Genomic DNA, 23,053 nt, shown 5'->3' on the forward strand with positions numbered 1-23,053 from the left:
ATCGATGTCAAAGGATAAGAAACAAGAGCCAACGCAAGGCAAGGAATTGTCAGAGTGGCAAAAACGAAATCAAGAATATCTTCGAAAAAAGGCTGAAGAAGAGGCCAACTTAGCTAAAGAAGAAGCCAAGAGAGATTCAGGCAAAAAGGAAGTTTCAACAACTTCTGATGTAGAAACTAGCTTATCAGAGTGGCAGAAGAAAAACCTAGAGTATCTGCGCAAAAAGGCTGAAGAAACCAAAGAAGAGCAAGAGTCAGATATATCCGAAAATACAGAGGAAGCAGCTGAAGCAGAACAAGTGGAAGACCAGGCCGAAGAATCAGAAGCTGCAAAAGTAGAAAAGGTAGAAGAAAAGAAGGTTAAAACCAAGAAAAAGGCTACCAAGCCTTCTATTCCTAGAGTTCATATCTGGCGTGCTGTTACGATTCTAATCCCGAGTTTGCTTTTCTTGGTCTTTTCGATCTATCTCTTGACGCCATACTCAACTCTGAAAAACATAGAAGTCACTGGGACAGTAGAGACCAATGTAGATCAAATCAAAGAGGCTTCAGGGATTCGTGATAGTGACTATACCTTTAGTCTACTTCTCAATAAAGACAAACATGCTGAGATGATTAAGTCCAATCACTGGATTGAATCTGCTAGCATTCACTATCAATTCCCAACTAATTTCACCATCCAGGTCAAGGAATACGGGATTGTAGCCTATTATGTTTCTGGAGAGGACCATTATCCGATTCTTTCTAGTGGGACGGTGGAAACCAGTCCGGTTAGTCTAGTCAGTCTTCCAGAAACCTATATGTCTGTACTCTTTAACGATGAGCAGCAAGTCAAAACCTTGATTGAACAACTGGCTGAAATCAGCCCAGAGATTAAGCAAGCGATCAAAACGATTGAATTGGCTCCAACTAGTGTAACCAGTGATCTGCTCAAGATTACCATGTATGATACGGATGAAGTTTTGGTTCCTCTATCAGAACTAGGTAAAAAATTGCCTTACTATAGTAAGATTAAACCTCAGTTGACAGTACCAAGTGGTATTGATATGGAAGTTGGGATCTATAGTTATAGTTTGGCGGATAAGGCGCTTGAGGAAGAAAGAATCAAGGCTAAAGAAGAGGAGAAGAAAAAGCAGGAGGAAGAAAAGAAAAAACAAGAGGAACAGGGTAATCAAAACCAAACCACTCAACAATCACAGAGTCGATAAACTTGAGAACATTCTATCGGCTTGATTGTGAGTCTTGGCTTTAAAGTTCTTCGGATACTAGTTTTTACTTGACAAGTCCCGCTTTAAATAATAGAATAGTAAAAAACCTTTAAAGTAGTCCAGAGAGGCAGCTAAGGTTAAACGGTGAAAGGGTGGATTCTACCCATTTTTCGTGGAACCTTGCTGTTGGCAGGTTCCTTTTTTGTAGTCTCTTTGACGGAAGCTGGGCTGATAAGAAAGATAAGAGGAGAAACGCATGCGTGAAAGTCGCCCAGTCATAGCTCTGGATTTTCCAAGTTTTGAAGAAGCCAAGGAGTTCTTAGCCCTATTTCCAGCAGAGGAAAAGCTCTATGTCAAAGTAGGAATGGAAATCTACTATGCTGTAGGACCTGAAGTTGTCCGTTATTTGAAGTCATTAGGACATAGTGTCTTTTTGGATCTCAAACTGCATGATATTCCCAATACAGTCAAATCAACCATGAAAATCTTATCCAACCTGGGAGTTGACATGACCAATGTGCAGGCAGCAGGTGGGGTTGAGATGATGCAGGCAGCGCGTGAAGGATTGGGAGACAAGGGGATTCTCATAGCGGTGACCCAATTAACCTCAACCTCGGAAGAACAAATGCAGGAGTGTCAAAATATCCAAACTAGCCTCCAAGAGTCGGTTATCCACTATGCCCAGAAAACAGCTGAAGCTGGTCTAGATGGAGTCGTTTGCTCGGCTCAAGAAGCCAAGCTCATCAAACAAGCAACTCATGAAGACTTTATCTGTCTGACACCAGGGATTCGCCCAAGAGGGACAGAAGCAGGAGATCAAAAACGGGTAGTAACCCCAGGACAAGCTTACCAGATTGGCAGTGACTACATCGTAGTTGGCCGTCCGATTACGCAAGCAGCTGATCCAGTCGCAGCCTACCATGCCATCAAAGAAGAATGGACACAAGATTGGGTTTAAAAAGAAGATTCATTTAACGCTATAAAAAGGAGCACACCATGACACTTGCTAAAGATATTGCCAGCCATCTATTGAAAATTCAGGCTGTTTACCTCAAACCAGAAGAGCCCTTCACATGGGCATCAGGCATTAAGTCACCGATTTATACGGACAACCGTGTAACGCTTGCATACCCAGAAACACGCAACTTGATTGAAAATGGTTTTGTGGAAGCTATCAAAGAAGCCTTTCCTGAAGTAGAAGTGATTGCAGGAACTGCGACAGCAGGGATTCCACACGGAGCCATCATCGCTGATAAGATGAATCTGCCATTTGCTTATATTCGTAGCAAACCAAAAGATCACGGAGCAGGCAACCAAATTGAAGGCCGTGTAGCCCAAGGGCAAAAAATGGTCGTTGTTGAAGATTTGATTTCAACTGGTGGGTCAGTTCTTGAGGCCGTGGCTGCTGCCAAGCGTGAAGGAGCAGATGTTCTGGGTGTTGTAGCTATCTTCAGCTATCAACTAGCAAAAGCAGATAAGAACTTTGCGGATGCTGGTGTCAAACTGGTGACTCTTTCAAACTATAGTGAGCTAATTCACCTAGCCCAAGAAGAAGGCTACATCACACCAGAAGGACTTGACCTTTTAAAACGATTTAAAGAAGACCAGGAAAATTGGCAAGAAGTGTAGAAAAATCAAAGAGTTTTGAGAAAGAGACTTTCATAATATAAAAACGCATCATATCAGGTGTAGAATGTACTGACCCCAAAAAGTTAGACAATTAATTTATTCAAAGGATTTAGTTCTGTATTGCACAGGACTGAGTCCTTTTAGTTTTACCTTAATTCGTTTGTTGTTGTAATAATCAATATAGTTTACAATAGCTTGTTCCAATTGCTTAAGCGACTGAAATGACTTCTCATAACCATAAAACATCTCCGATTTCAGAATCCCAAAGAAGGACTCCATCATACCATTGTCTGGGCTGTTACCCTTACGCGACATGGATGCTTGAATTCCCTTACCCTCTAGAAACTGATGATAAGAATCGTGTTGATATTGCCAGCCTTGATCACTATGGAGAATCGTATTCTCGTAGTGCTTCTCTGTGAATGCCTGTTCCAACATTGTTTTTACTTGTTCTAAGTTGGGTGAAGTTGAAAGATTATAGGCGATAATTTCGCTATTAAAGCCATCTAAAACTGGTGATAAGTAAAGCTTTTGGGTACTTGCTGGAATGGCAAATTCTGTCACATCTGTGTAACACTTTTCCATTGTTTTAGAGCCTTCAAATTGACGTTGAATGAGATTCTCTGCCTTCTTGCCAACGTCTCCTTTATGAGAAGAATATTTTCGTTTCTGTCGCATTTTAGCTTGTAAATTGAGTACTTTCATCAAGCGTTGAACTCTTTTATGATTTACCAGATAACCACGATTTCTTAGTTCTAAATGAATCCGACGATAACCATAATTTCCCTTATGTTCGATAAAAATGGATTGAATTTTCGCTTTAAGCTCTTGGTCCTTATCTGGTTTATCTAGCTGTTTCAAGTGATAGTAGTAGGTCGAACGAGCTAGTTTAATGGCTTTTAGAAGAATATCTAACGAAAACTCGGTCATTAATTCTTGAACAATTTCTGTCTTTCTTCTTTCTCTTTTTCCTCCTTCAATCGGAGTTCTCTTAACTTTTTTAGGACGGCATTCTCCGCTCTCAGATACTCATTTTCTGCTTGAAGACGTTCTAATTCTGTTCTCTCTTCAGGTCTCTTTTTTGGCTTACGTCCCATTTTAGGTACTCTCCCTCTTGTTTTCTCAACAATAGTATACCCGTTTTTCTTGTATTGTGCTAGCCAATTAAGAAGTATCGTACGACTTGGGAGCCCGTATTCAAGAGAAACTCTATCTTTAGTCCAGCCTTCATGTAAGACTTTATTAATCATTTCTTGTTTTAAATCAGGAGAATAGTAACGATTTTTTCCTTTTTTGACGAACTCTATTCCGTAACGATCAATCAATTTAATCATGTACCTAATATTAGAATTATTTATCCCAAATTTATTTGAAAGCTTCTCTAAGCTATATCCTTGTTTTCTAAGTTCATAGACCTGAACTTTATCATCATAAGTTAATTTCATAATAAAAACACCCCAAAAGTTAGATTTTTTTCTGTCTAACTTTTGGGGTGCAGTTCAGAAAAGCTTGATATGATGCGTTTTATTGTGGAAATGTTTTTCGAAGTTTCTAGTCAAATTGAGTTTTTGTTCTGATTATTGGATTTATACTGTGAACAATGTCATAGAAGGTAGATTAAGTAAATGTTCCAATACAAGAATAAATATTAGAACTAGATAAATGTGTTACTAATATTTGAATCGGGAGTTTCTTCGATAAATTCAACGATATCATTTGGAAGACAATCTAAAATGAGACATAGCTTTTCTAGAGTTAGTAAAGTTATGTTTTTGTTTTTCTTTAAGCTGTCAAGAGTTTTGTTATCAACTCCGGATTTTAATAACTTATATTGAGAAATTTCTTTTTTCTTCATTGTAGCCCAGAGTGGGTTAAAACTGATTATCGTCATCAACTCCTTTTATTTAATTATAAGAAAAAAGTATCTGACTTCATATTGTGTATATATCCATAATATGATAAAATAACTAGGAAAGGAGAGTTATAGATGAATAAGAGTGATATTATTTCTCAAGAGGAGAATGAGTTAGATTATTTTTTAGGAATTATTCCGGATGAATATAAGTCAGATTTGTTTGATGAATGGACTATTTGGGAAGCTTATGTAAAAGGGCGGTTACCAAATAAACATTGGTCTGAAGTTTTTGATAATGGGACATACCATTCACTTGATGTCATTACTGCAGAAGGCAAAAAATATGAATATTATCCTATCGCTAATCCGCAATCATACCAGACTGTTTTACAAGAATATCTTTCGACAATAGAAGAGCCTAAACGGAGTAGAAACTTAATAGTTGAAGCTGCTATTTGGTCTAAAAGAGTAGAAGACCTGACTAAGTATTTTTATATAGTAGATGGAAAACATGTTTCTCTTATCAACCTGAAATTAAGTGTTTTGGGATGGATTTTCAGAATTTTAGGTTCATTGTTCTTAGTTGCCTATATGGATAGACTTGGTGAATTTTCTAGTTCTGGTTTAGGAATCTTAAGTAAACCTTTTGAATACTCCCTTTGGGTGGGAGCATGGGTTCTGCTATGGTCTCCAATTTATTTTGCTTATCAACGAGTGAAGCATGAAAAACCAATAGCAAATCAAGTAAAAGAACATAAGGATGAAGTTGCTCAAGCTAGAAACTATTGTATAGAGAAATTGAATAGTATCCCATTTGTTTATGCAAGGCAACAAGCAGGATTAGATATTCATTTTGATGCTTTTGCTTATATGGTTAATGTAATTGATCAAGGTAGAGCCTATGACCTAGGACAAGCGCAAAATATGTATGAAGATTTGATAAGGACAGAGCAATTAAATTATCAGTTTCAAGAATTACAAAGAAAAGTTGATTACAATAACAAAATGACAACAATTAATACATTTACAAATTTAATGAAATAATAGATTAGGAGAAATAAGATGTTTGGAAAACCGAAATATGAAAGTGATATTGATCAAACAGATAGAGATATGTGGTGGGGTTTTGCCATTTTTATAACTGTAATGTACTTTTTAGTCAAAGCAACTTACTATGTTGCATTGCCGTTTTATACTTTATTTACTCATTTGTTTGAAGAAAAAATCCAACAGAAAGAATATTTAAACTGGATGCGATTTTTGCCTTTGACTTGGTTTATGAGTGGAGAGACCAAAGAAATGAGACGAGCTGCTGTGAGCTGTACTATACTGCCGATTTCGCTACCTTTATTTTTAATTTTTAATTATCTATATAGTATTAAAGTAATTGGCGATAGCTTTTCCATTTTTATTCTGATTTTATTTACATGCAGCATAGGAGGTATTATAGGTACTGTTCGAAATTATCGTTTTTCTAAAAAATATATTAGATAGTGTAGGTATGTTAAAGAGAGAATCATTGAAAAGTCAGGAAAATAAAGATGGATAGACAAAATACTAACGAAAAAAAGACTTTGAAAAAAGGTAGAAGAGGTTGGGTAATCTCAGCAGCAATTGTCGCACTTTTAGGAATTTCAGCTGGAACTGTTGTGTTGCAAAATCAATCGAGTCAAAACCAAGGACAATCTGAAAGTGTTACTGTTTCAGATTCTTCTTCAAAAGAAAAAGAATACTCAACAACGGATACTATTAAAGAAACAGAGAAGAGTTTCCTACCTAAAGTAGATGCCAAAGAGGAATTGTCCAAAGTATTTGTAGCTACTAAAGAAGTTGGTGTTGAAGATTCGATTAAATCTCTCGATAAATCATATGAAAAATTATCAGAAATAACGAAGGTAGAGGAAAAGCTTAAGTCACAGGTAACAAATGAGGGTGAAGAAGCAGTTAAGCAAGTTTCTAGACAAGAGGTAGGTAATAAAGATAATAAAATACTGGAAAAATCTGATAGCTTAACTAAAAAAGTTGAGGTAGAAAAAACGACATTAGAAAAAGGGAAGCTGGTTGTTCGACCAGAACTTCCATCACTTGTAGTTACAGATGACAAAGGTATTTCAGCTGTTCAACAAGAGCTACCAGAATTGGTAGTTAGTGACAAAGGAACACCAGAAGTTCAGCCTAAACTACCTGAGTTGGTAATTAGCGAAAAAGGCACTCCTGAAGTTCAGCCTAAACTACCTGAGTTGGTAATTAGCGAAAAAGGAACTCCTGAAGTTCAAGAAAAATTACCTGAAGCTAAGCCGGAAAAAGATAAGGTCTTAGATAAGAAGGAAGAGAAAAAAGAAGTTGAAACTAAAGTTACAACTCCAACTGTTCCAGAAAACAAAGACCAAACAACTGGTACTCCAACTAAAGAAGAAAAAACTTTAGAAGAGAAAAAAGATAAGGTTGAAGGTAATAACCAAGCAACTTTACCAGGAAACAAAGAACAAGTTGAAACTGGTAAAACTAATACTGTAGTTGGTGAAAAAACAACTGAAGAAGTTATTAAACCTGCTACTCCAGCAAAACCAGAAGTGCTTGCTAAACCAGCAGAAGATGGAAAACCAGCTGTAGAAGCTCAGCCAGCCATTCCAGCTCAGCCTGAAGTTAAAAAAGTTGTAACTACTCGAACTGAAGTAGAAATTTCTGTAATTGAACCTGGAGTCCAACATGTCCCAGATGCAAATCTTAATGTTGGTGAAACTCAAGTTGTTCAAGAAGGTGTTGCAGGAAAAACAGAAACAACTTACACAATTACCATTGAAAATGGTGTAGAAGTTAGTCGTGTAGCAACAGGAACTCAAACAATTCCTGCAGTTGATAAAGTTATCCATGTTGGTGCTAAAACTTCTAAAGAAGTAGTTCGTACTACAAAAGAAGAGGTAGTTCGTACTCCTATTCTTCCTGGTACAGAATACGTTCCAGATGAAAACTTAGATGCTGGAGTAGAAAAAGAAGTGAGAGCTGGTCAATCTGGTGAAAAACTTGAAGTCTATACTGTAACACTTGAAGATGGTGTAGAAATTGGTCGTACTCTTGTTTCTTCTACTCAAAAAGATGCAAAAAACAGAGTTGTTCATGTAGGAACAAAAGTTTCTAAGAAAAATCTTGAAACAGTAACTCGAGAAACTCACAAAGTTGAACATAAAGTTACTAGCAGCACAAATCCAGACCTTCCAAAAGGCGAGAAAAAAGTAATTCAAGTTGGCAAGGATGGTTCTTATGAACTTGTAACTATTGTTGTCACTACTCCAGATGGAAAAGAAGTTTCTCGTGATGAAAAACGAGAAAATGAAGTTCCTGCAGTTTATGAAATTGTTGAAATCGGAACCGGTGAAAATGTTGAAACAAGCCGCACTTCTCGAACAGTTGAAGTAAATTACGAAACTGAAGAAGTTAAAGATGAGACACTAAATGAAGGGAAACGTGTAGTAGAAACTAAGGGTCAAAAAGGTTCTTATACAGAAACTACAATTGTTTACGGAAATGGTCGTTCATCTGTAGTGAAAAGTGATGAGGTCAAACCTGTTAAAGAAGTTGTTCGAGTTGGAACACATAAAGTTTTGACAGAAAACAAAACTCGAGTTGAGCGTAAAGCTGGAGAAAACTTCAAGACTGTAGAAGTTAAAAGTGACAAGCTTTTCTCTGATCAACGAGTTGTTAAAACTAAAGGTAAAAACGGTGAGATTATCGAAAACTACAAAGACTACTATGAAGATGGTAAACTTGTTAAGAGTGAACTAGTCAATACTGAAACTGTTCCAGCAGTTGATGAAGTAGTCGAAGTTGGAACCAAAGATCGTTACACTTATGCTAACGAAGACAAAGTTATTACCGCTGTAGGTGAAAAACGAGTAGCAGATTCTAATCTTTTTGAAGGTGATGAAACTGTTGAAGATGCTGTAAATGGTAAAGAAACTTACAAAGTTAAGTACAGTAATGATGAAAATCAAAACCGTACAGAAGTCAGTCGTGAACTAATCAAAACTGTCCCTGCAAAACAAAAAGTTGTTCATTATGGAACTAAGAAATTGATGTCTAAAGTTACTGAAGAAGAAACTGAAACAATTTCTCATGGTTATCGAACAGAAAATGATGCTACCCTTTTCGAAGGTGAATCTCGTACTGAAGATGGAAGTGACGGTTATAAACGTTACCGCAAAGTTATTTCAGTAAACAACAAAACCGGTGAAAGAACTGTTAAAAGTCGTGAGCTAGTTGAAACTAAGGATGCAGTTGATACCATTACCTTTAAGGGAACAAAAGAACGTTATACTTATGTGAATGAAGATAAAGTCATTGTTTCTGTAGGTGAAAAACGAGTAGCAGATTCTAATCTTTTTGAAGGTGATGAAACTGTTGAAGATGCTGTAAATGGTAAAGAAACTTATAAAGTTAAGTATCTAAATGATGAAAATCAAACCCGCACAGAAATCAGTCGTGAACTTATCAACTCTGTTCCAGCAAAACAAAAAGTTGTTCATTATGGAACTAAGAAATTGATGTCTGAAGTTACTGAAGAAGAAACTGAAACAATTTCTCATGGTTCTCGAACTGAAAATGACTCTAACCTTTTTGAGGGTGAAAGTCGTACTGAAAATGGGCGTGACGGATTCAAACGTTACCGCAAAGTTATTTCAGTAAACAATAAAACTGGTGAACGAACTGTTAAAAGTCGTGAGCTAGTTGAAACTAAGGATGCAGTTGATACCATTACCTTTAATGGTACTAAGAAAAAACGTGTCGCTGATCCAACAGATGTCATTGTTCCAACAAGTGATGACAATTATGATATTGATGGCACATGGAAAGATATTAAGAGTTTAGGTAAAAACGGTTTAGATCCGAACAATGAAGATCACCGCAGTGCTAAGTATCTACACGATAATCTTTCTCAAGCTGATAAAGATCGTGTGGCTGTTGATGAAACAGATGACGGAGATGATCTTCCTCGAGACATGGGACTTGTCTCAGTTTGGAAAGCATCACGCCTTTCTCAAGCAGAACTTGACAAGCTTGAACAGATTATAGATAATCGTAAACTTAATGAACACTTCATGGAACTTCTTAATGAAGAACGCACTCGTAAAGGCTTGACTCCTGCAACAATCGCAGCAGATGATAGCGAATTAACTCGAGTTGCTAATATTCGTGCTAATGAAATGGCAGATCATGGATCTTTACGTTATCAAGGTAAGAAGGAAGGTAAGCATAAACGTCCTGATGGTTCTCGTTGGTCAACTGCTTATGATCCAGAGTTCTACAAACAAACAAATGCAATGACAGAAAACGCAGCAGAAGCAACTGATGTTTGGGATATTGTGAGTCTTACAAATGAAAAGGCATTAGCTCATAATTTCTATACTAGATGGAAACACTCTAAAAGTCACTATGCAGCTATGATGATGGGAGATGGTTATAGCCCAGCAAACAAGAATGTACAATTCCGTGTAGCTCTTGGATTTGCTAATCATTCACTAACCTCTGGTAAAGCAATTAATGTTGTTGCTATGATGGAAATTGCATCTATGATGGACTAGATAAAAACGAACAAGATAAGATTCTGATTACCAGAATTCTAGCCTTGTTCGTTTTTCTTTTTAAAACTTAGTCGACTTTTCCACCTTCAACAACTAGGTCATCTGCTTTAGCAGCATCACCGTAAGTTGGGTGAAGTGTTTTTTCATAATCCTTGTGGAAGAAGTTTTCCTTACCTAATTTCTCGATTTCTTGATTGATGTAGTCAAGAAGTTCTTGGTTACCTTTTTGAACTGCTGGTGCAATGGTATCTGGGTTACCTAGAGAAGTAATTCCTACTTCAAATCCTTTATTTTCAAGCGCCCAAGCTAGGACTTCAGTATTGTCAGTAGAAAAGGCATCTCCACGTCCATCAAGAAGGGCTTGATAGGCATCGCTATATTGGTCATATTTTTGAAGTTTTACTTCTGGGTGATTTTTCTCAAAGTAAGTTTCAGCAGTCGTTCCTTTTGTAACGATTAAGGTTTTGCCTTCAAGTTGCTTAACATCTGTAATTAGACCAGTCTTTGGTGACACAACACCGAGAGAAACTTTCATGTAAGGAAGGGCAAAGTCAACTTGTTTCTTACGTTCGTCAGTAACTGTAAAGTTAGCTAGGGTGATATCAACCTTGTTTGAAATCAAGTATTCAGCACGGTTGGCAGCATCAACAGAAACGTATTTAACTTTCACACCAAGGTCTTGTGCCAATTGATTCCCTAGTTCGATATCGTAACCTTGGTAAGAACCGTCATTATCAACATAACCAAATGGTTTTTTGTCTCCAAATACCGCGATTCGAAGTTCACCACTTTTCTTAATTTCATCAATAGTACGAGCTTTGGCAGTCGCCTTAGCAGATGAAGCATCAGAGCTTCCGCCTGAACTACAAGCTGTGACGAAGATAAGCGCAAATGCTAGAGCAAAAACAGTTAGAATTGGTTTAAGTAGTTTCATAATAATCTCCTTTATTGATTATAGATATGAGCCAAACTGGCTAAAGTCAAAGACGTTTAAAAATTCTTGTGCTCGTTTGGTTTGTGGATTTGTGAAGAATTCTTGAGCAGTTCCTTCTTCAGCAATTTTTCCTTGGTCTAGAAAGATAATGCGGTCCGCAATGGCTTGGGCAAACTGCATTTCATGGGTTACCAAAATCATGGTACGACCTTCTTGGGCCAAGTCATTGATGAGTTCTAGAACCTCACGCACCATTTCTGGATCCAGTGAAGCAGTTACTTCGTCAAAGAGGATAATTTCTGGATGCATGAGCAGGGCACGGACGATCGCAACCCGTTGCTTTTGTCCACCAGATAATTGACGAGCGAAGCTATGTTTTTTGTCTAGAAGTCCAACTCGTTCCAGTAGTTGTAGAGCTTCTTCAGTAACCTCTTTTTTGTCTCTCCCTTGAGCCTTGATAGGGCCTAGGATGAGGTTTTGAAGGACATCCAAGTGAGGAAAGAGTTCATAACTTTGAAAGACCATACCAATCTTTTGGCGAACCAGGTGAAAATCTTTTTTATTTTCAACGATGGACTGGCCATCCAGCAGGATATCTCCTCCTTGAATACTTTCTAAACCATTGAGGCAGCGAAGTAGCGTGCTTTTACCACAACCAGATGGTCCTAGGATGACGACCACTTCTCCCTTTTTAATATCTAAGGAAAGTCCTTGGAGGATTGGATTGTCTCCGAAGGATTTTTTAAGTTCCTTGATTTCTAAAATAGTTTCAGACATTTAATTCCTCCAATGTTTTTCTAGATGAGTAGATAGTTTGGAAATAGGGAAGCAAACTGCGAAATACAAGACTAGGATGGTTCCATAAATCCAAAAGGAAGCTGTTGGGATAGTCAAACGATTGCTATCGATGATTTGTTGTCCAACCTTGGTAACCTCAACAACTCCAATCAAAACAACCAAGGAAGTTGTTTTAATCATCCGAGTGACAAGGTTGATGGCTTGCGGTAGAAGCCTTCTCAAGACTTGTGGGATGATGATATGGTAGTAGAGTTGCACTTTAGTTAAACCAAGCGCTTGTCCGCTCTCAAACTGATGTTTTGGGAGAGAAGTAATAGCTCCACGAACTAAGTCTCCCATCTCAGCTGTTCCCCAAAGAGTGAAAACGATAATAGCAGAAGTCTCACCAGAGATATTGATATTAAAGTTTCGAGCCAAGCCAAAGTAAACGATAAAGAGAAGCACTAACTGCGGCATAATCCGGATAAATTCTAGATAAAAACGTGTCGAGAAACGAATCACTCTAGAATGAGAAGTCATGATAATTCCCATCACCGTTCCGAAAATCATGGATAAGAGGACAGACAGGATAGAAATCCCAATCGTGACGCCCAATCCCTGTAAGATTCTCAGGAGATTATTTCCCTGAAAGAGTACTTGCATTCCCGAATCCTGCATGGCGGAGCCTCCTTTCTATCCAACTAAAAACTAGTGAAATAGGTAGAAGCATGATAAGGTAAGCAACCACCAACATGGCTAGTGCGATATCTGTCTCATAGTAGAGCCCAATCAAGTCCTTGGCGACGTACATGAGGTCGGCCAAAGCCACTGCTGAGAAGACAGATGTTTCCTTGATGAGGAAAATAACATTGGCACTAAAGGATGGTAGAGCAACCGCTGTCGCTTGTGGCAGAACCACGTAGCGAAAAACCTGAAATGGAGTAAGCCCAATGGCTAAACCGATTTCATGCTGGGTTTGACTGACTGCTTCTAGCCCGCTTCGGAAGGATTCTGCCATGTAGGAACCACCTAAAAAGATGAGCCCGACTGTTGCACAGACTTCTGAAGAAAGAACAATCCCTATTCTAGGTAGGCCGAAGTAGAGAAAGAAAAGTTGTATCAAAAGGGGTGTATTTCGTGAAAGTTCGATATAGGCTGTTGCCAACTGGGAAAAAACAGGAAGGCGGTAATGCCGGATGACACTGACGATGAGCCCCAGCAAAAAAGAACCTAGAATTCCCCAAACTGCAATATGCAAGGTCAGAAAGAATGCCTTTTGATAGAGTGGTAGATATTGTTCAACAATGGACCAATCCAAAAGTAGAACCTCCCATCTAGAAAAATGATACAGTTATTGTAGCATTAAAAGAGAGCTTTGGATAATATGTATTTTTTATTGCCGTTATAAGGATTTTTTATCATAGACATAAAATTTCTGAAATTTCCAAACAAAATATTTGAAAAGTTTTGAAAAAAGAGTTAAGATGTTTTTGTAATATACAAAGTAAGCGCTTACTTATTAAGGAGGATATTTTATGTCATATAAAACAAGCAATGCAGAAGGTCATGTAGATTTCATCAATACCTATGATTTAGAGCCCATGGCGCAACAAGTTATTCCTAAAGCAGCATTTGGCTATATCGCTAGTGGAGCAGAAGATACCTTTACTTTACGGGAGAACATCCGTGCCTTTAACCACAAACTCATCGTTCCGCATACGCTTTGTGATGTGGAAAATCCAAGTACAGAGATTGAATTTGCAGGTGAAAAATTGTCTTCACCAATCATTATGGCGCCTGTTGCGGCTCATAAATTGGCAAATGAACAAGGTGAAGTAGCTACTGCGCGTGGTGTACATGAGTTTGGTTCTCTTTATACAACCAGCTCTTACTCTACTGTAGATCTTCCAGAAATTACAGAAGCTCTTCAAGGGACACCTCACTGGTTCCAATTTTACTTTAGTAAGGATGACGGTATCAACCGCCATATCATGGACCGTGTGAAGGCTGAGAGGTATAAAGCGATTGTCTTGACAGCAGATGCTACTGTAGGGGGCAATCGTGAGGTGGACAAGCGTAATGGCTTTGTATTCCCAGTTGGTATGCCAATCGTAGAAGAATATCTACCTGAAGGTGCTGGTAAGTCAATGGACTTTGTCTACAAATCAGCTAAACAACGCCTGTCTCCACGAGATGTAGAATTCATCGCTGAATACTCAGGCCTACCCGTTTACGTTAAAGGTCCCCAATGCCGTGAAGATGTTGAACGTTCTCTTGCTGCAGGTGCATCTGGTATCTGGGTAACCAACCACGGTGGACGTCAAATCGATGGTGGCCCAGCCGCCTTTGACTCACTTCAAGAAGTTGCTGAAGCAGTTGACAAACGTGTACCGATTGTCTTTGACTCTGGTATTCGTCGTGGTCAACATGTCTTTAAAGCCTTGGCTTCAGGAGCAGACTTGGTAGCAATTGGGCGTCCTGCTATTTATGGTTTGGCTCTTGGTGGTAGTGTTGGTGTTCGTCAAGTATTTGAGCACTTGAATGCAGAATTGAAGACAGTCATGCAGTTATCCGGAACTCAGACTATTGAGGATGTCAAACACTTCAAGCTCCGTCACAATCCATACAACCCAACCTTCCCAGTTGACCCACGTGACTTAAAATTGTATTGATAAAAGAAATTTCCTCCACTAATGTGGAGGTTTTTGCTTGTGTTTTATACTCTTCGAAAATCTCTTCAAACCGCGTCAACGTCGCCTTGCCGTACTCAAGTACAGACTGCGGCTAGTTTCCTAGTTTGCTCTTTGATTTTCATTGAGTATTAATCACTTTTGTCATGAAGAATAAAAAAAGAGAAAGATTTGAATTTTATAATTGACAAATGTAGATTTTAAGAGTATACTGATAATTGTAATTGACAAATGTAGATTTTGGAGGTGTGCTGATGCAGATTTCGGATGCAGAATGGCAGGTCATGAAGATTATCTGGATGCAGGGAGAACAGACTAGTACTGATCTCATAAAAGTATTAGAGAAAAGGTTTAGCTGGTCTAAATCCACGATCCAGACACTCTTAGCCCGTCTGGTAGAGAAAGAATGTTTGACTCGGGAAAAACAGGGCAAGTCCTTTGTCTATTCGTCCCTTTTAACGCTAGATGATAGTAAGGGCTTAATGGTTCAGGATATCAAAGACAAGCTTTGTTCTCGAAGAATAAAGCTCTTGCTAGCTGATTTGATTGAAGAATGTGACTTTACCCTAGCTGACTTGGAAGGCTTGGAAGAAGTAATTTCAAAGAAAAAAGCAAGTGCTGTAACAGAAGTAAGATGTAATTGTATGTAAAGGAGACGCTATGTTAAATCTATTTGTATCTATTATTGTTCTAGGATTGATTGCTTTTATCCTCTTTTGGTTTTTCAAAAAACCTCAAGAAGACGGTAAGAGAGCTCAACAAAAGAATGGCTATCAAGAAATTCGAGTGGAAGTCATGGGGGGATATACTCCAGGAACTATTATTCTAAAAAAATCGCAACCTGCTCGCATTATTTTCGATCGAAAAGATCCTTCACCTTGCTTGGACCAAATCGTTTTTCCAGACTTTGGAGTGCATGCAAATCTGCCTATGGGAGACCAATATGTGGTTGAAATCACTCCTGAAGAAGCAGGTGAGTATGGTTTCTCTTGTGGCATGAATATGATGCACGGTAAGATGATTGTAGAATAGGAGAATGATATGACTGAAATTGTAAAAGCAAGTCTTGAAAATGGTGTTCAAAAAATCCGTATCACGGCAGACAAAGGCTACCATCCAGCCCACATTCAACTGCAAAAAGGGATTCCTGCTGAGATTACCTTTCACCGTGTGACACCATCAAACTGCTATAAGGAGATTCTCTTCGAAGAAGAAGGAATCCTAGAACCAATCGCTCAAGACGAGGAAAAAGTCATTCGCTTTACGCCTCAAGACTTGGGCGAGCATGAATTTTCATGCGGCATGAAGATGCAAAAGGGGACCTACACCGTTGTTGAAAAAACTAAAAAGTCTCTCAGTCTTTTACAGCGTTTTTGGATTACTAGTATCTTTACTGTGCCTCTTGTGATTCTCATGATTGGGATGTCTACAGGAGGAATTAGTCACCAAGTCATGCGTTGGGGCACCTTTTTAGCCACAACACCCATTATGCTGGTAGCTGGAGTTCCATATATCAGAAGCGCCTGGGCTAGTTTTAAAAAGCACAATTCCAACATGGATACCTTGGTTGCTCTGGGAACCCTAGTGGCCTATTTCTATAGCTTAGTAGCCCTCTTCACTGGTCTGCCCGTTTACTTTGAAAGTGCTGCATTTATCCTCTTCTTCATTCTTTTGGGAGCAGTTTTTGAGGAAAAAATGCGAAAAAATACTTCGCAGGCAGTCGAAAAATTATTAGACCTACAAGCAAAGACAGCAGAGGTTTTGCGTGATGATGTTTATGTTCAAATCCCTCTAGAACAAGTCAAAGTTGGGGATCTCATTCGCGTTCGACCAGGTGAAAAAATTGCCGTTGATGGGACTGTGTTAGAAGGTGAAACGAGTATTGATGAATCAATGGTGACTGGGGAAAGTATTCCAGTCGATAAATCAGTTGGAGATGCTGTTATTGGGTCAACTATCAATAATAGTGGTACGATCATCTTTAGAGCTGAAAAAGTTGGTTCTGAGACTATGCTGGCTCAGATTGTGGACTTTGTGAAGAAAGCTCAAACGAGTCGTGCTCCTATTCAAGATTTGACCGACAAGATTTCAGGGATTTTTGTACCAGCAGTTGTCATTTTAGGACTTCTTACTTTTTGGGTCTGGTTTGTTTTACTTGGAGATAGCTTTGTGACTTCACTTCTCTACGGAGTTGCTGTTTTGATAATTGCCTGTCCTTGTGCACTAGGACTCGCGACACCGACAGCACTCATGGTTGGAACAGGACGAAGTGCCAAGATGGGGATTCTTCTCAAAAATGGTACAGTTTTACAGGAAATCCAAAAGGTCCAAACGGTTGTTTTTGATAAGACAGGAACCTTGACCGAAGGGAAGCCAGTAGTGACAGATGTTATTGGTGATGAAAGAGAAGTGCTAAGTTTGGCTGCTTCACTGGAAGATGTATCTCAACACCCGCTAGCTCAAGCTATTGTTAATCGTGCATCTGAACTAGGAATTAGCCTTTACCCAGTGGAAAACTTCCAAGCCTTGCATGGAAAAGGTGTGACTGGGATTATTAATGGTAAACAAGTCTTGCTTGGGAATGCTAAGCTCTTAGCTGACCTTGCTATTCCACATGATTATCAAGAACGATTTGATTTGCTTGAGAAAGAAGCAAAAACAGTTGTCTTCCTATCCGTAGATGGTCAGTTAAAAGGCTTAATTGCCTTGCAGGATGTCCCTAAGGAAAATGCTCGAGAAGCTATTGCTAAATTGAAAAAACGTGGTCTTAGAACGGTTATGCTTACTGGAGATAATGCTGGAGTAGCCCATGCGATTGCAGAGCAAATTGGAATCGAAGAAGTGATCGCAAATGTCTTGCCAGAGGAAAAGGCACATGAAATTCACAAGCTTCAAAAGAATGGCAAATTGGCCTTTGTTGGAGATGGTATCAATGATGCGCCGGCCCTCAGTGTAGCGGATGTCGGAATTGCCATGGGCTCTGGGACAGATATTGCCATTGAATCAGCAGATCTTGTCCTTACAACCAACAATTTACTAGGATTGGCACGTGCTTTTGATATGAGTAAGAAGACCTTTAATCGTATTCTACTCAATCTTTTCTGGGCTTCTATCTATAACCTCATTGGTATTCCGATTGCAGCAGGAGTGTTTTCTGGTCTTGGTTTGGTACTCAATCCAGAACTTGCAGGATTGGCCATGGCCTTTAGTTCAGTATCTGTTTTAATCAGCTCTCTCATGCTTAATTTTACTAAAGTCGATTAAAAAGGCGGTCTTAACCGCTTTTTTCTATTCTAAAACAGATTTTCAAAACGCTTCCAAACTGTACTGTAATAGAGAATGAAAGTTTCTGAGCATATACTTAGAAATCTAAAATCAAATGTGATAAATTAGGATTGTAAATTTACTGAATCGTTTTCAAATAACATATAAAAGCGTTTTTTGTAAATATATGAAATTATTTTGAAGGAGAGTTATCATTATGACTCAAGGGAAAATTACTGCATCTGCAGCAATGCTCAACGTATTGAAAACATGGGGCGTAGATACTATCTACGGTATCCCATCAGGAACACTCAGCTCATTGATGGACGCTTTGGCTGAAGACAAAGATATCCGTTTCTTGCAAGTTCGTCACGAAGAAACAGGTGCTCTTGCAGCGGTTATGCAAGCTAAATTTGGCGGATCTATCGGTGTTGCAGTTGGTTCAGGTGGACCTGGTGCAACTCACTTGATCAACGGTGTTTACGATGCAGCTATGGATAACACTCCATTCCTAGCGATCCTTGGATCACGTCCAGTTAACGAATTGAACATGGATGCTTTCCAAGAATTGAACCAAAACCCAATGTACAACGGTATCGCTGTATACAACAAACGTGTAGCTTACGCTGAGCAATTACCAAAAGTAATCGACGAAGCTTGCCGTGCTGCAGTTTCTAAAAAAGGTCCAGCTGTTGTTGAAATCCCAGTAAACTTCGGTTTCCAAGAAATCGACGAAAACTCATACTACGGTTCAGGTTCATACGAACGTTCATTCATCGCTCCTGCTTTGAACGAAGTTGAAATCAACAAAGCTGTTGAAATCTTGAACAATGCTGAACGTCCAGTTATTTACGCTGGTTACGGTGGTGTTAAAGCTGGTGAAGTGATTACTGAATTGTCACGTAAAATCAAAGCACCAATCATCACAACTGGTAAAAACTTTGAAGCTTTCGAATGGAACTATGAAGGTTTGACAGGTTCTGCTTACCGTGTTGGTTGGAAACCAGCCAACGAAGTTGTCTTTGAAGCAGACACAGTTCTTTTCCTTGGTTCAAACTTCCCATTTGCTGAAGTTTACGAAGCATTCAAGAACACTGAAAAATTCATCCAAGTGGATATCGATCCTTACAAACTTGGTAAACGTCATGCCCTTGACGCTTCAATCCTTGGTGACGCAGGTCAAGCAGCTAAAGCTATCCTTGACAAAGTAAACCCAGTTGAATCAACTCCATGGTGGCGTGCAAACGTTAAGAACAACCAAAACTGGCGTGATTACATGAACAAACTCGAAGGTAAAACTGAGGGTGAATTGCAATTGTACCAAGTTTACAATGCAATCAACAAACATGCTGATCAAGACGCTATCTATTCAATCGACGTAGGTGACACTACTCAAACATCTACTCGTCACCTTCACATGACACCTAAGAACATGTGGCGTACATCTCCACTATTTGCGACAATGGGTATTGCCCTTCCTGGTGGTATCGCTGCTAAGAAAGACAATCCAGATCGCCAAATATGGAACATCATGGGTGATGGAGCATTTAACATGTGCTACCCAGACGTTATCACAAACGTTCAATACGACCTTCCAGTTATCAACGTTGTCTTCTCAAATGATAAATATGCCTTCATCAAGGACAAATACGAAGACACAAACAAACACTTGTTTGGTTGTGACTTCACAAACGCTGATTACGCTAAAATTGCTGAAGCTCAAGGAGCTGTTGGATTTACAGTAAACCGTATCGAAGATATCGATGCAGTTGTTGCAGAAGCTGTTAAATTGAACAAAGAAGGTAAAACTGTTGTTATCGATGCTCGCATCACTCCACACCGTCCACTTCCAGTAGAAGTACTTGAATTGGATCCAAAACTTCACTCAGAAGAAGCAATCAAAGCCTTCAAGGAAAAATACGAAGCAGAAGAACTCGTACCATTCCGCCTATTCTTGGAAGAAGAAGGTTTGCAATCACGCGCAATTAAATAATTCCTTCGTGGAACTTAAAAAGATCGGAGCAATCCGGTCTTTTTATGGAGGATAGTAAATGAATTTAAATCAATTAGATATTATCGTTTCAGATGTTCCCCAAGTCTGTGCTGACTTGGAGCGTATTTTGGATAAAAAGTCAGATTATGTTGATGACAGTTTCGCTCAGTTTACGATTGGCAGTCACTGTCTGATGTTGTCCCAAAATCATTTGATTCCTTTGGAAGATTTTCAGTCAGGAATCATTCTTCATATCGAGGTTGAGGATCTAAATCAGAATTACCAACGTTTAAAAGAGAGAGGTGTCGAGATTTTACACGGTCCTTGTGAAACGGATTGGGGAACAGAGTCCTTATTAGTTAAAGGTCCTGCTGGTCTAGTGCTTGATTTTTATCGTATGAAATAAGGGGCTTAGTCATTTGAAGATAACCTTAACTATTCTTAAAACAGAATGTGAGAATATGAACTATTGAAAGATCGGAGCAATCCGGTTTTTTTTCTGTTATGCGATTTTCAGTCCGTCTCGTTCCATTAGGTGCGAGACAAAAAACCACCCGCTGACGGGTGGTTATGATTTCTACACTTATTGTTTGGCTTCCTGTTTTAATTGTTGCACCTGTTCCTTGTACTGGAGAAGCTCCTTGTCTTTTTTATGGATAGTCGTTTCTGCTTCAGCAATGCGGCTTTTCAGCTCTTGAGTCTTGCCATGGTGATAGCTAAAACCAATAGCACTACCAACAATGATCCCGATTACTAGACAAGTAAAAATCACCAAAATCAAGGGAGCAGATAGTTGTGTAAAGACAAGACTGACAGTTACTGTTTGACGATTGAGCAGACCAAAGGAGATCACAATGACTAATAAGATCAAACCGCCAATTAGATAAGCCTTATCTTTCAGTGACAATTCATTAAATTTTTTTAGCATAAGTTCCTTTTCTCCTGACTATGTTGATAGAAAATTACACACCATTTAGGTATTAACAAAATTCATTTTACTAGAAAATTTCGATACTGTCAATAATTTCTAACAGCTTATTTACCATCAATCGATTCATTGAAAAGGAGTATTCATTTTCTAATATTTGATTGACTAAACAGATCGGAGCAATCCAGTCTTTTTTCTGTTCCCTCTTTCTTCTCACAAGATTGTGATAGTTTACATCTTTATAACAAAAGCTTCAAAGTCTTGATTGTTTTGAAAGAAGATTATAAAATAAGATTCAGTAAAAATGAAATAGGTTTTGAAAATAACTGAAAAACAAATGAAAATGTTAGGTTGGGTAGCGACCTTTATGTCTGTTATGATGTATATGTCTTACTTCCCACAAATCATGGACAATCTGGCTGGTCAAAAAGGAAATTTCATTGAGCCCTTGGTTGCAGCGATCAACTGTAGTCTATGGGTCTACTACGGTCTTTTCAAAAAAGAAAGAGATATCCCCCTTGCAGCAGCGAATGCACCAGGTATTATTTTTGGCCTAGTAACCGCTATCACAGCTTTGATTTAAAAGGAACAGAGGAGACTAGTTTTCAGTCTTCTTTTTTTGTTTCCGGGGAGGCTATTTGCTTTTTCGAGAGGATAATTTTTTAAAAAACAATCTGATCAACTTAAATAGTAGAATAGTATCAGTATGTCACAGTATTTTATAAGAAAAGGTTTCAGAATGAGCTATAATATAAGTAAATGAACAAGCAAATAAGAAAGTTGAGTAGACTTATGACCGAAAAACTGACTTTTCCGGATGGTTTCGGCTGGAACAGGCGAAATGAACAAGCGCTATGGCTTTATCTATGTGGATCGAGATAACGCAGGAAATGGGACTCTCAAACGTAGCAAGAAGAAATCCTTCTACTGGTACAAGGATGTCATTGCCAGCAATGGTGCAAGCATTGAGTAGAGCACATTTGTTCACTATTTTTATAAAATCTTCTCCCTAATTTATAAGATGTGAAAAAGAGTTCAATTCGAACTCTTTTTTTGCTATAATGAGGGGAGAAAAATCAGACAGGAGATTGACATGTCAGAACCGTTATTTTTACAATCAGTTATGCAAGAAAAAATCTGGGGTGGAACCAAGCTACGTGATGAGTTTAGCTACGACATTCCAAGTGAAAAAATCGGAGAATACTGGGCCATCTCAGCCCATCCAAATGGAGTCTCTAAAGTTGCCAATGGTCGCTTTGAAGGAACAGACCTAGCTACTTTGTATGCAGAGCACCGTGAATTGTTTGGCAATCGTCCAGAGCCTGTATTTCCACTTTTGACCAAAATCCTCGATGCCAACGACTGGCTCAGCGTCCAAGTCCATCCAGACGATGCCTATGGACTAGAGCATGAAGGCGAACTCGGAAAAACAGAATGTTGGTACATCATTGCAGCAGATGAAGGTTCAGAGATTATTTACGGTCACAATGCCAAGTCAAAAGAAGAACTCCGTCAGCAAATCGAGGATAAAAACTGGGAGGACTTGCTGACAAAAGTGCCTATTAAGGCTGGAGATTTCTTCTATGTGCCAAGTGGCACCATGCATGCTATCGGAGCAGGTATCTTGATTCTTGAAACCCAGCAGTCTAGCGATACCACCTACCGTGTCTATGACTTTGACCGCAAGGATGACAAGGGAAACTTGCGTGAACTTCACCTCGAAAAATCAATCGATGTATTGAATATTGGTGAGCCTGCAAACAGCCGTCCTGTGACTGTCAAAGTAGATGATTTGCGTTCAACTATACTTGTTTCTAATGATTTCTTTGCTGTTTACAAGTGGGAAATCACAGGAAAAGTTGAATTTGAGAAGACAGCTGATTACAGCTTGTTCAGCGTCTTGGCTGGTCAAGGGAAACTGACTGTAGACGGAAAAGATTATCCAATTCAAAAAGGTAGTCACTTTATCTTACCAAGTGATGTTGAAGCTTGGACCTTGGAAGGGCAAGGTCTAGAATTGATTGTAAGCCATCCATAAAAAGAAAAGACTTGAGAGATATTCTCAAGTCCCAGATTGAAGACAAAGTCCTTAGAACTCAAGTTTCTAAGGGCTTTTCTTTGTGTAAAGTCGTATAATAGAGGTAAGAAGAGTTGTGAGGTAATCCCTATGTTTCACAAAGAAAAACCTGATTATAAT

The 23,053-nt window shown here is 38.8% G+C and carries 21 protein-coding genes and 1 pseudogene; 15 read left to right on the forward strand and 7 right to left on the reverse strand.

All coding sequences use genetic code 11. From position 1 onward, the window contains the following. Positions 1-4 precede the first annotated feature (4 nt). The 3 genes from QM928_RS05530 to pyrE all read left to right on the forward strand — a co-directional run bounded on the left by QM928_RS05530 (position 5) and on the right by pyrE (position 2,836). A complete protein-coding gene (locus QM928_RS05530; RefSeq protein WP_414294691.1) occupies positions 5-1,207 on the forward strand; it encodes an FtsQ-type POTRA domain-containing protein in 1,203 nt (400 codons plus the stop codon). A 256-nt stretch (positions 1,208-1,463) separates the two neighbouring features. Continuing rightward, entirely contained in the window at positions 1,464-2,165 is a 702-nt protein-coding gene (gene pyrF / locus QM928_RS05535) for an orotidine-5'-phosphate decarboxylase (protein WP_075232222.1), read from the forward strand. Between the two features lie 38 nt (positions 2,166-2,203). Next, positions 2,204-2,836 (forward strand): orotate phosphoribosyltransferase, encoded by a 633-nt coding sequence (gene pyrE, locus QM928_RS05540; protein WP_281334807.1) that lies wholly within the window; start codon positions 2,204-2,206, stop codon positions 2,834-2,836. Between the two features lie 96 nt (positions 2,837-2,932). Here the strand turns inward: pyrE and QM928_RS05545 are convergent. Further along, positions 2,933-4,281, reverse strand: a protein-coding gene (locus tag QM928_RS05545) for an IS3 family transposase (RefSeq protein WP_148131554.1) whose coding sequence is annotated in 2 segments (ribosomal slippage) — positions 2,933-3,840 and positions 3,840-4,281 — 1,350 coding nt in all. Because the reading frame shifts where the segments join, the coding sequence is not laid out codon by codon here. A 209-nt stretch (positions 4,282-4,490) separates the two neighbouring features. After that, complete coding sequence (locus QM928_RS05550; RefSeq protein WP_414315281.1) at positions 4,491-4,727, reverse strand: helix-turn-helix domain-containing protein; 237 nt, start codon at positions 4,725-4,727, stop codon at positions 4,491-4,493. A 96-nt stretch (positions 4,728-4,823) separates the two neighbouring features. On the opposite strand from QM928_RS05550, the gene QM928_RS05555 reads away from it, so the two are divergent. The 3 genes from QM928_RS05555 to QM928_RS05565 are packed head-to-tail and all read left to right on the forward strand — an operon-like array spanning position 4,824 to position 10,270. Continuing rightward, the gene (locus tag QM928_RS05555; RefSeq protein ID WP_281334806.1) at positions 4,824-5,735 is read left to right on the forward strand and encodes a hypothetical protein; all 912 of its coding nucleotides are present in this window, start codon (positions 4,824-4,826) and stop codon (positions 5,733-5,735) included. A gap of 18 nt (positions 5,736-5,753) precedes the next feature. Further along, on the forward strand, positions 5,754-6,185 hold the full coding sequence (locus tag QM928_RS05560; RefSeq protein ID WP_414294690.1) for a hypothetical protein: 432 nt from the start codon (positions 5,754-5,756) through the stop codon (positions 6,183-6,185). Positions 6,186-6,232: 47 nt separating this feature from the next. Next, on the forward strand, positions 6,233-10,270 hold the full coding sequence (locus QM928_RS05565) for a G5 domain-containing protein (RefSeq protein ID WP_414294689.1): 4,038 nt from the start codon (positions 6,233-6,235) through the stop codon (positions 10,268-10,270). 67 nt (positions 10,271-10,337) lie between these two features. Here QM928_RS05565 and QM928_RS05570 read toward each other — a convergent pair whose 3' ends face one another. The 4 genes from QM928_RS05570 to QM928_RS05585 are packed head-to-tail and all read right to left on the reverse strand — an operon-like array spanning position 10,338 to position 13,299. Beyond that, positions 10,338-11,204 carry a cysteine ABC transporter substrate-binding protein gene (locus QM928_RS05570; protein WP_414294688.1) on the reverse strand — a complete coding sequence of 289 codons (867 nt, stop codon included), beginning with the start codon at positions 11,202-11,204 and terminating at the stop codon, positions 10,338-10,340. An 18-nt stretch (positions 11,205-11,222) separates the two neighbouring features. Continuing rightward, the gene (locus QM928_RS05575) at positions 11,223-11,981 is read right to left on the reverse strand and encodes an amino acid ABC transporter ATP-binding protein (protein WP_004252334.1); all 759 of its coding nucleotides are present in this window, start codon (positions 11,979-11,981) and stop codon (positions 11,223-11,225) included. Continuing rightward, positions 11,982-12,659 carry an amino acid ABC transporter permease gene (locus QM928_RS05580; protein ID WP_414294687.1) on the reverse strand — a complete coding sequence of 226 codons (678 nt, stop codon included), beginning with the start codon at positions 12,657-12,659 and terminating at the stop codon, positions 11,982-11,984. It abuts the gene before it with no gap. Then, a complete protein-coding gene (locus QM928_RS05585; RefSeq protein WP_000384100.1) occupies positions 12,619-13,299 on the reverse strand; it encodes an amino acid ABC transporter permease in 681 nt (226 codons plus the stop codon). The genes QM928_RS05580 and QM928_RS05585 overlap by 41 nt, the downstream gene beginning before the upstream one ends. 217 nt (positions 13,300-13,516) lie before the next feature. Here QM928_RS05585 and lctO point away from each other — a divergent pair, with 217 nt between their 5' ends. From lctO to QM928_RS05615, 6 genes are all read left to right on the forward strand, one after another. Next, positions 13,517-14,653 carry an L-lactate oxidase gene (gene lctO / locus QM928_RS05590; protein WP_075232218.1) on the forward strand — a complete coding sequence of 379 codons (1,137 nt, stop codon included), beginning with the start codon at positions 13,517-13,519 and terminating at the stop codon, positions 14,651-14,653. Between the two features lie 272 nt (positions 14,654-14,925). Beyond that, positions 14,926-15,321, forward strand: a complete 396-nt coding sequence (locus QM928_RS05595; protein WP_075232217.1) for a CopY/TcrY family copper transport repressor — start codon at positions 14,926-14,928, stop codon at positions 15,319-15,321. A gap of 10 nt (positions 15,322-15,331) precedes the next feature. Then, on the forward strand, positions 15,332-15,703 hold the full coding sequence (locus tag QM928_RS05600) for a cupredoxin domain-containing protein (protein ID WP_075232216.1): 372 nt from the start codon (positions 15,332-15,334) through the stop codon (positions 15,701-15,703). Between the two features lie 9 nt (positions 15,704-15,712). Continuing rightward, a complete protein-coding gene (locus QM928_RS05605) occupies positions 15,713-17,935 on the forward strand; it encodes a heavy metal translocating P-type ATPase (protein ID WP_075232215.1) in 2,223 nt (740 codons plus the stop codon). Positions 17,936-18,152: 217 nt separating this feature from the next. Next, positions 18,153-19,928, forward strand: coding sequence for a pyruvate oxidase (spxB, locus tag QM928_RS05610; RefSeq protein WP_000191822.1), 1,776 nt, complete (start codon positions 18,153-18,155; stop codon positions 19,926-19,928). A gap of 58 nt (positions 19,929-19,986) precedes the next feature. Then, positions 19,987-20,334 carry a VOC family protein gene (locus tag QM928_RS05615; RefSeq protein WP_414294686.1) on the forward strand — a complete coding sequence of 116 codons (348 nt, stop codon included), beginning with the start codon at positions 19,987-19,989 and terminating at the stop codon, positions 20,332-20,334. A gap of 177 nt (positions 20,335-20,511) precedes the next feature. Here QM928_RS05615 and QM928_RS05620 read toward each other — a convergent pair whose 3' ends face one another. Then, entirely contained in the window at positions 20,512-20,856 is a 345-nt protein-coding gene (locus QM928_RS05620; protein WP_049503129.1) for a lipopolysaccharide assembly LapA domain-containing protein, read from the reverse strand. A gap of 322 nt (positions 20,857-21,178) precedes the next feature. Between QM928_RS05620 and QM928_RS05625 the strand changes: the two genes are divergently transcribed. The 3 genes and pseudogenes from QM928_RS05625 to manA all read left to right on the forward strand — a co-directional run bounded on the left by QM928_RS05625 (position 21,179) and on the right by manA (position 22,894). Next, on the forward strand, positions 21,179-21,439 hold the full coding sequence (locus QM928_RS05625; RefSeq protein WP_025170330.1) for a SemiSWEET family transporter: 261 nt from the start codon (positions 21,179-21,181) through the stop codon (positions 21,437-21,439). Positions 21,440-21,673: 234 nt separating this feature from the next. Further along, a pseudogene (locus QM928_RS05630) lies at positions 21,674-21,829 on the forward strand (family 1 glycosylhydrolase); the annotation flags it as partial. A 120-nt stretch (positions 21,830-21,949) separates the two neighbouring features. Then, positions 21,950-22,894: a mannose-6-phosphate isomerase, class I gene (gene manA, locus QM928_RS05635; protein WP_075232214.1), complete on the forward strand. Its 945-nt coding sequence runs from the start codon at positions 21,950-21,952 to the stop codon at positions 22,892-22,894. Positions 22,895-23,053: the final 159 nt, after the last annotated feature.

Origin of the sequence: Streptococcus infantis (assembly GCF_047460405.1) — a bacterium.
Lineage (GTDB): Bacteria > Bacillota > Bacilli > Lactobacillales > Streptococcaceae > Streptococcus > Streptococcus infantis_Q.

Coding starts and splice junctions, on each gene's coding strand:
- QM928_RS05530 (WP_414294691.1), top strand. CDS start 5: ATGTCAAAGGATAAGAAACAAGAGCCAACGCAAGGCAAGGAATTGTCA.
- pyrF (WP_075232222.1), top strand. CDS start 1,464: ATGCGTGAAAGTCGCCCAGTCATAGCTCTGGATTTTCCAAGTTTTGAA.
- pyrE (WP_281334807.1), top strand. CDS start 2,204: ATGACACTTGCTAAAGATATTGCCAGCCATCTATTGAAAATTCAGGCT.
- QM928_RS05550 (WP_414315281.1), bottom strand. CDS start 4,727: ATGACGATAATCAGTTTTAACCCACTCTGGGCTACAATGAAGAAAAAA.
- QM928_RS05555 (WP_281334806.1), top strand. CDS start 4,824: ATGAATAAGAGTGATATTATTTCTCAAGAGGAGAATGAGTTAGATTAT.
- QM928_RS05560 (WP_414294690.1), top strand. CDS start 5,754: ATGTTTGGAAAACCGAAATATGAAAGTGATATTGATCAAACAGATAGA.
- QM928_RS05565 (WP_414294689.1), top strand. CDS start 6,233: ATGGATAGACAAAATACTAACGAAAAAAAGACTTTGAAAAAAGGTAGA.
- QM928_RS05570 (WP_414294688.1), bottom strand. CDS start 11,204: ATGAAACTACTTAAACCAATTCTAACTGTTTTTGCTCTAGCATTTGCG.
- QM928_RS05575 (WP_004252334.1), bottom strand. CDS start 11,981: ATGTCTGAAACTATTTTAGAAATCAAGGAACTTAAAAAATCCTTCGGA.
- QM928_RS05580 (WP_414294687.1), bottom strand. CDS start 12,659: ATGCAGGATTCGGGAATGCAAGTACTCTTTCAGGGAAATAATCTCCTG.
- lctO (WP_075232218.1), top strand. CDS start 13,517: ATGTCATATAAAACAAGCAATGCAGAAGGTCATGTAGATTTCATCAAT.
- QM928_RS05595 (WP_075232217.1), top strand. CDS start 14,926: ATGCAGATTTCGGATGCAGAATGGCAGGTCATGAAGATTATCTGGATG.
- QM928_RS05600 (WP_075232216.1), top strand. CDS start 15,332: ATGTTAAATCTATTTGTATCTATTATTGTTCTAGGATTGATTGCTTTT.
- QM928_RS05605 (WP_075232215.1), top strand. CDS start 15,713: ATGACTGAAATTGTAAAAGCAAGTCTTGAAAATGGTGTTCAAAAAATC.
- spxB (WP_000191822.1), top strand. CDS start 18,153: ATGACTCAAGGGAAAATTACTGCATCTGCAGCAATGCTCAACGTATTG.
- QM928_RS05615 (WP_414294686.1), top strand. CDS start 19,987: ATGAATTTAAATCAATTAGATATTATCGTTTCAGATGTTCCCCAAGTC.
- QM928_RS05620 (WP_049503129.1), bottom strand. CDS start 20,856: ATGCTAAAAAAATTTAATGAATTGTCACTGAAAGATAAGGCTTATCTA.
- manA (WP_075232214.1), top strand. CDS start 21,950: ATGTCAGAACCGTTATTTTTACAATCAGTTATGCAAGAAAAAATCTGG.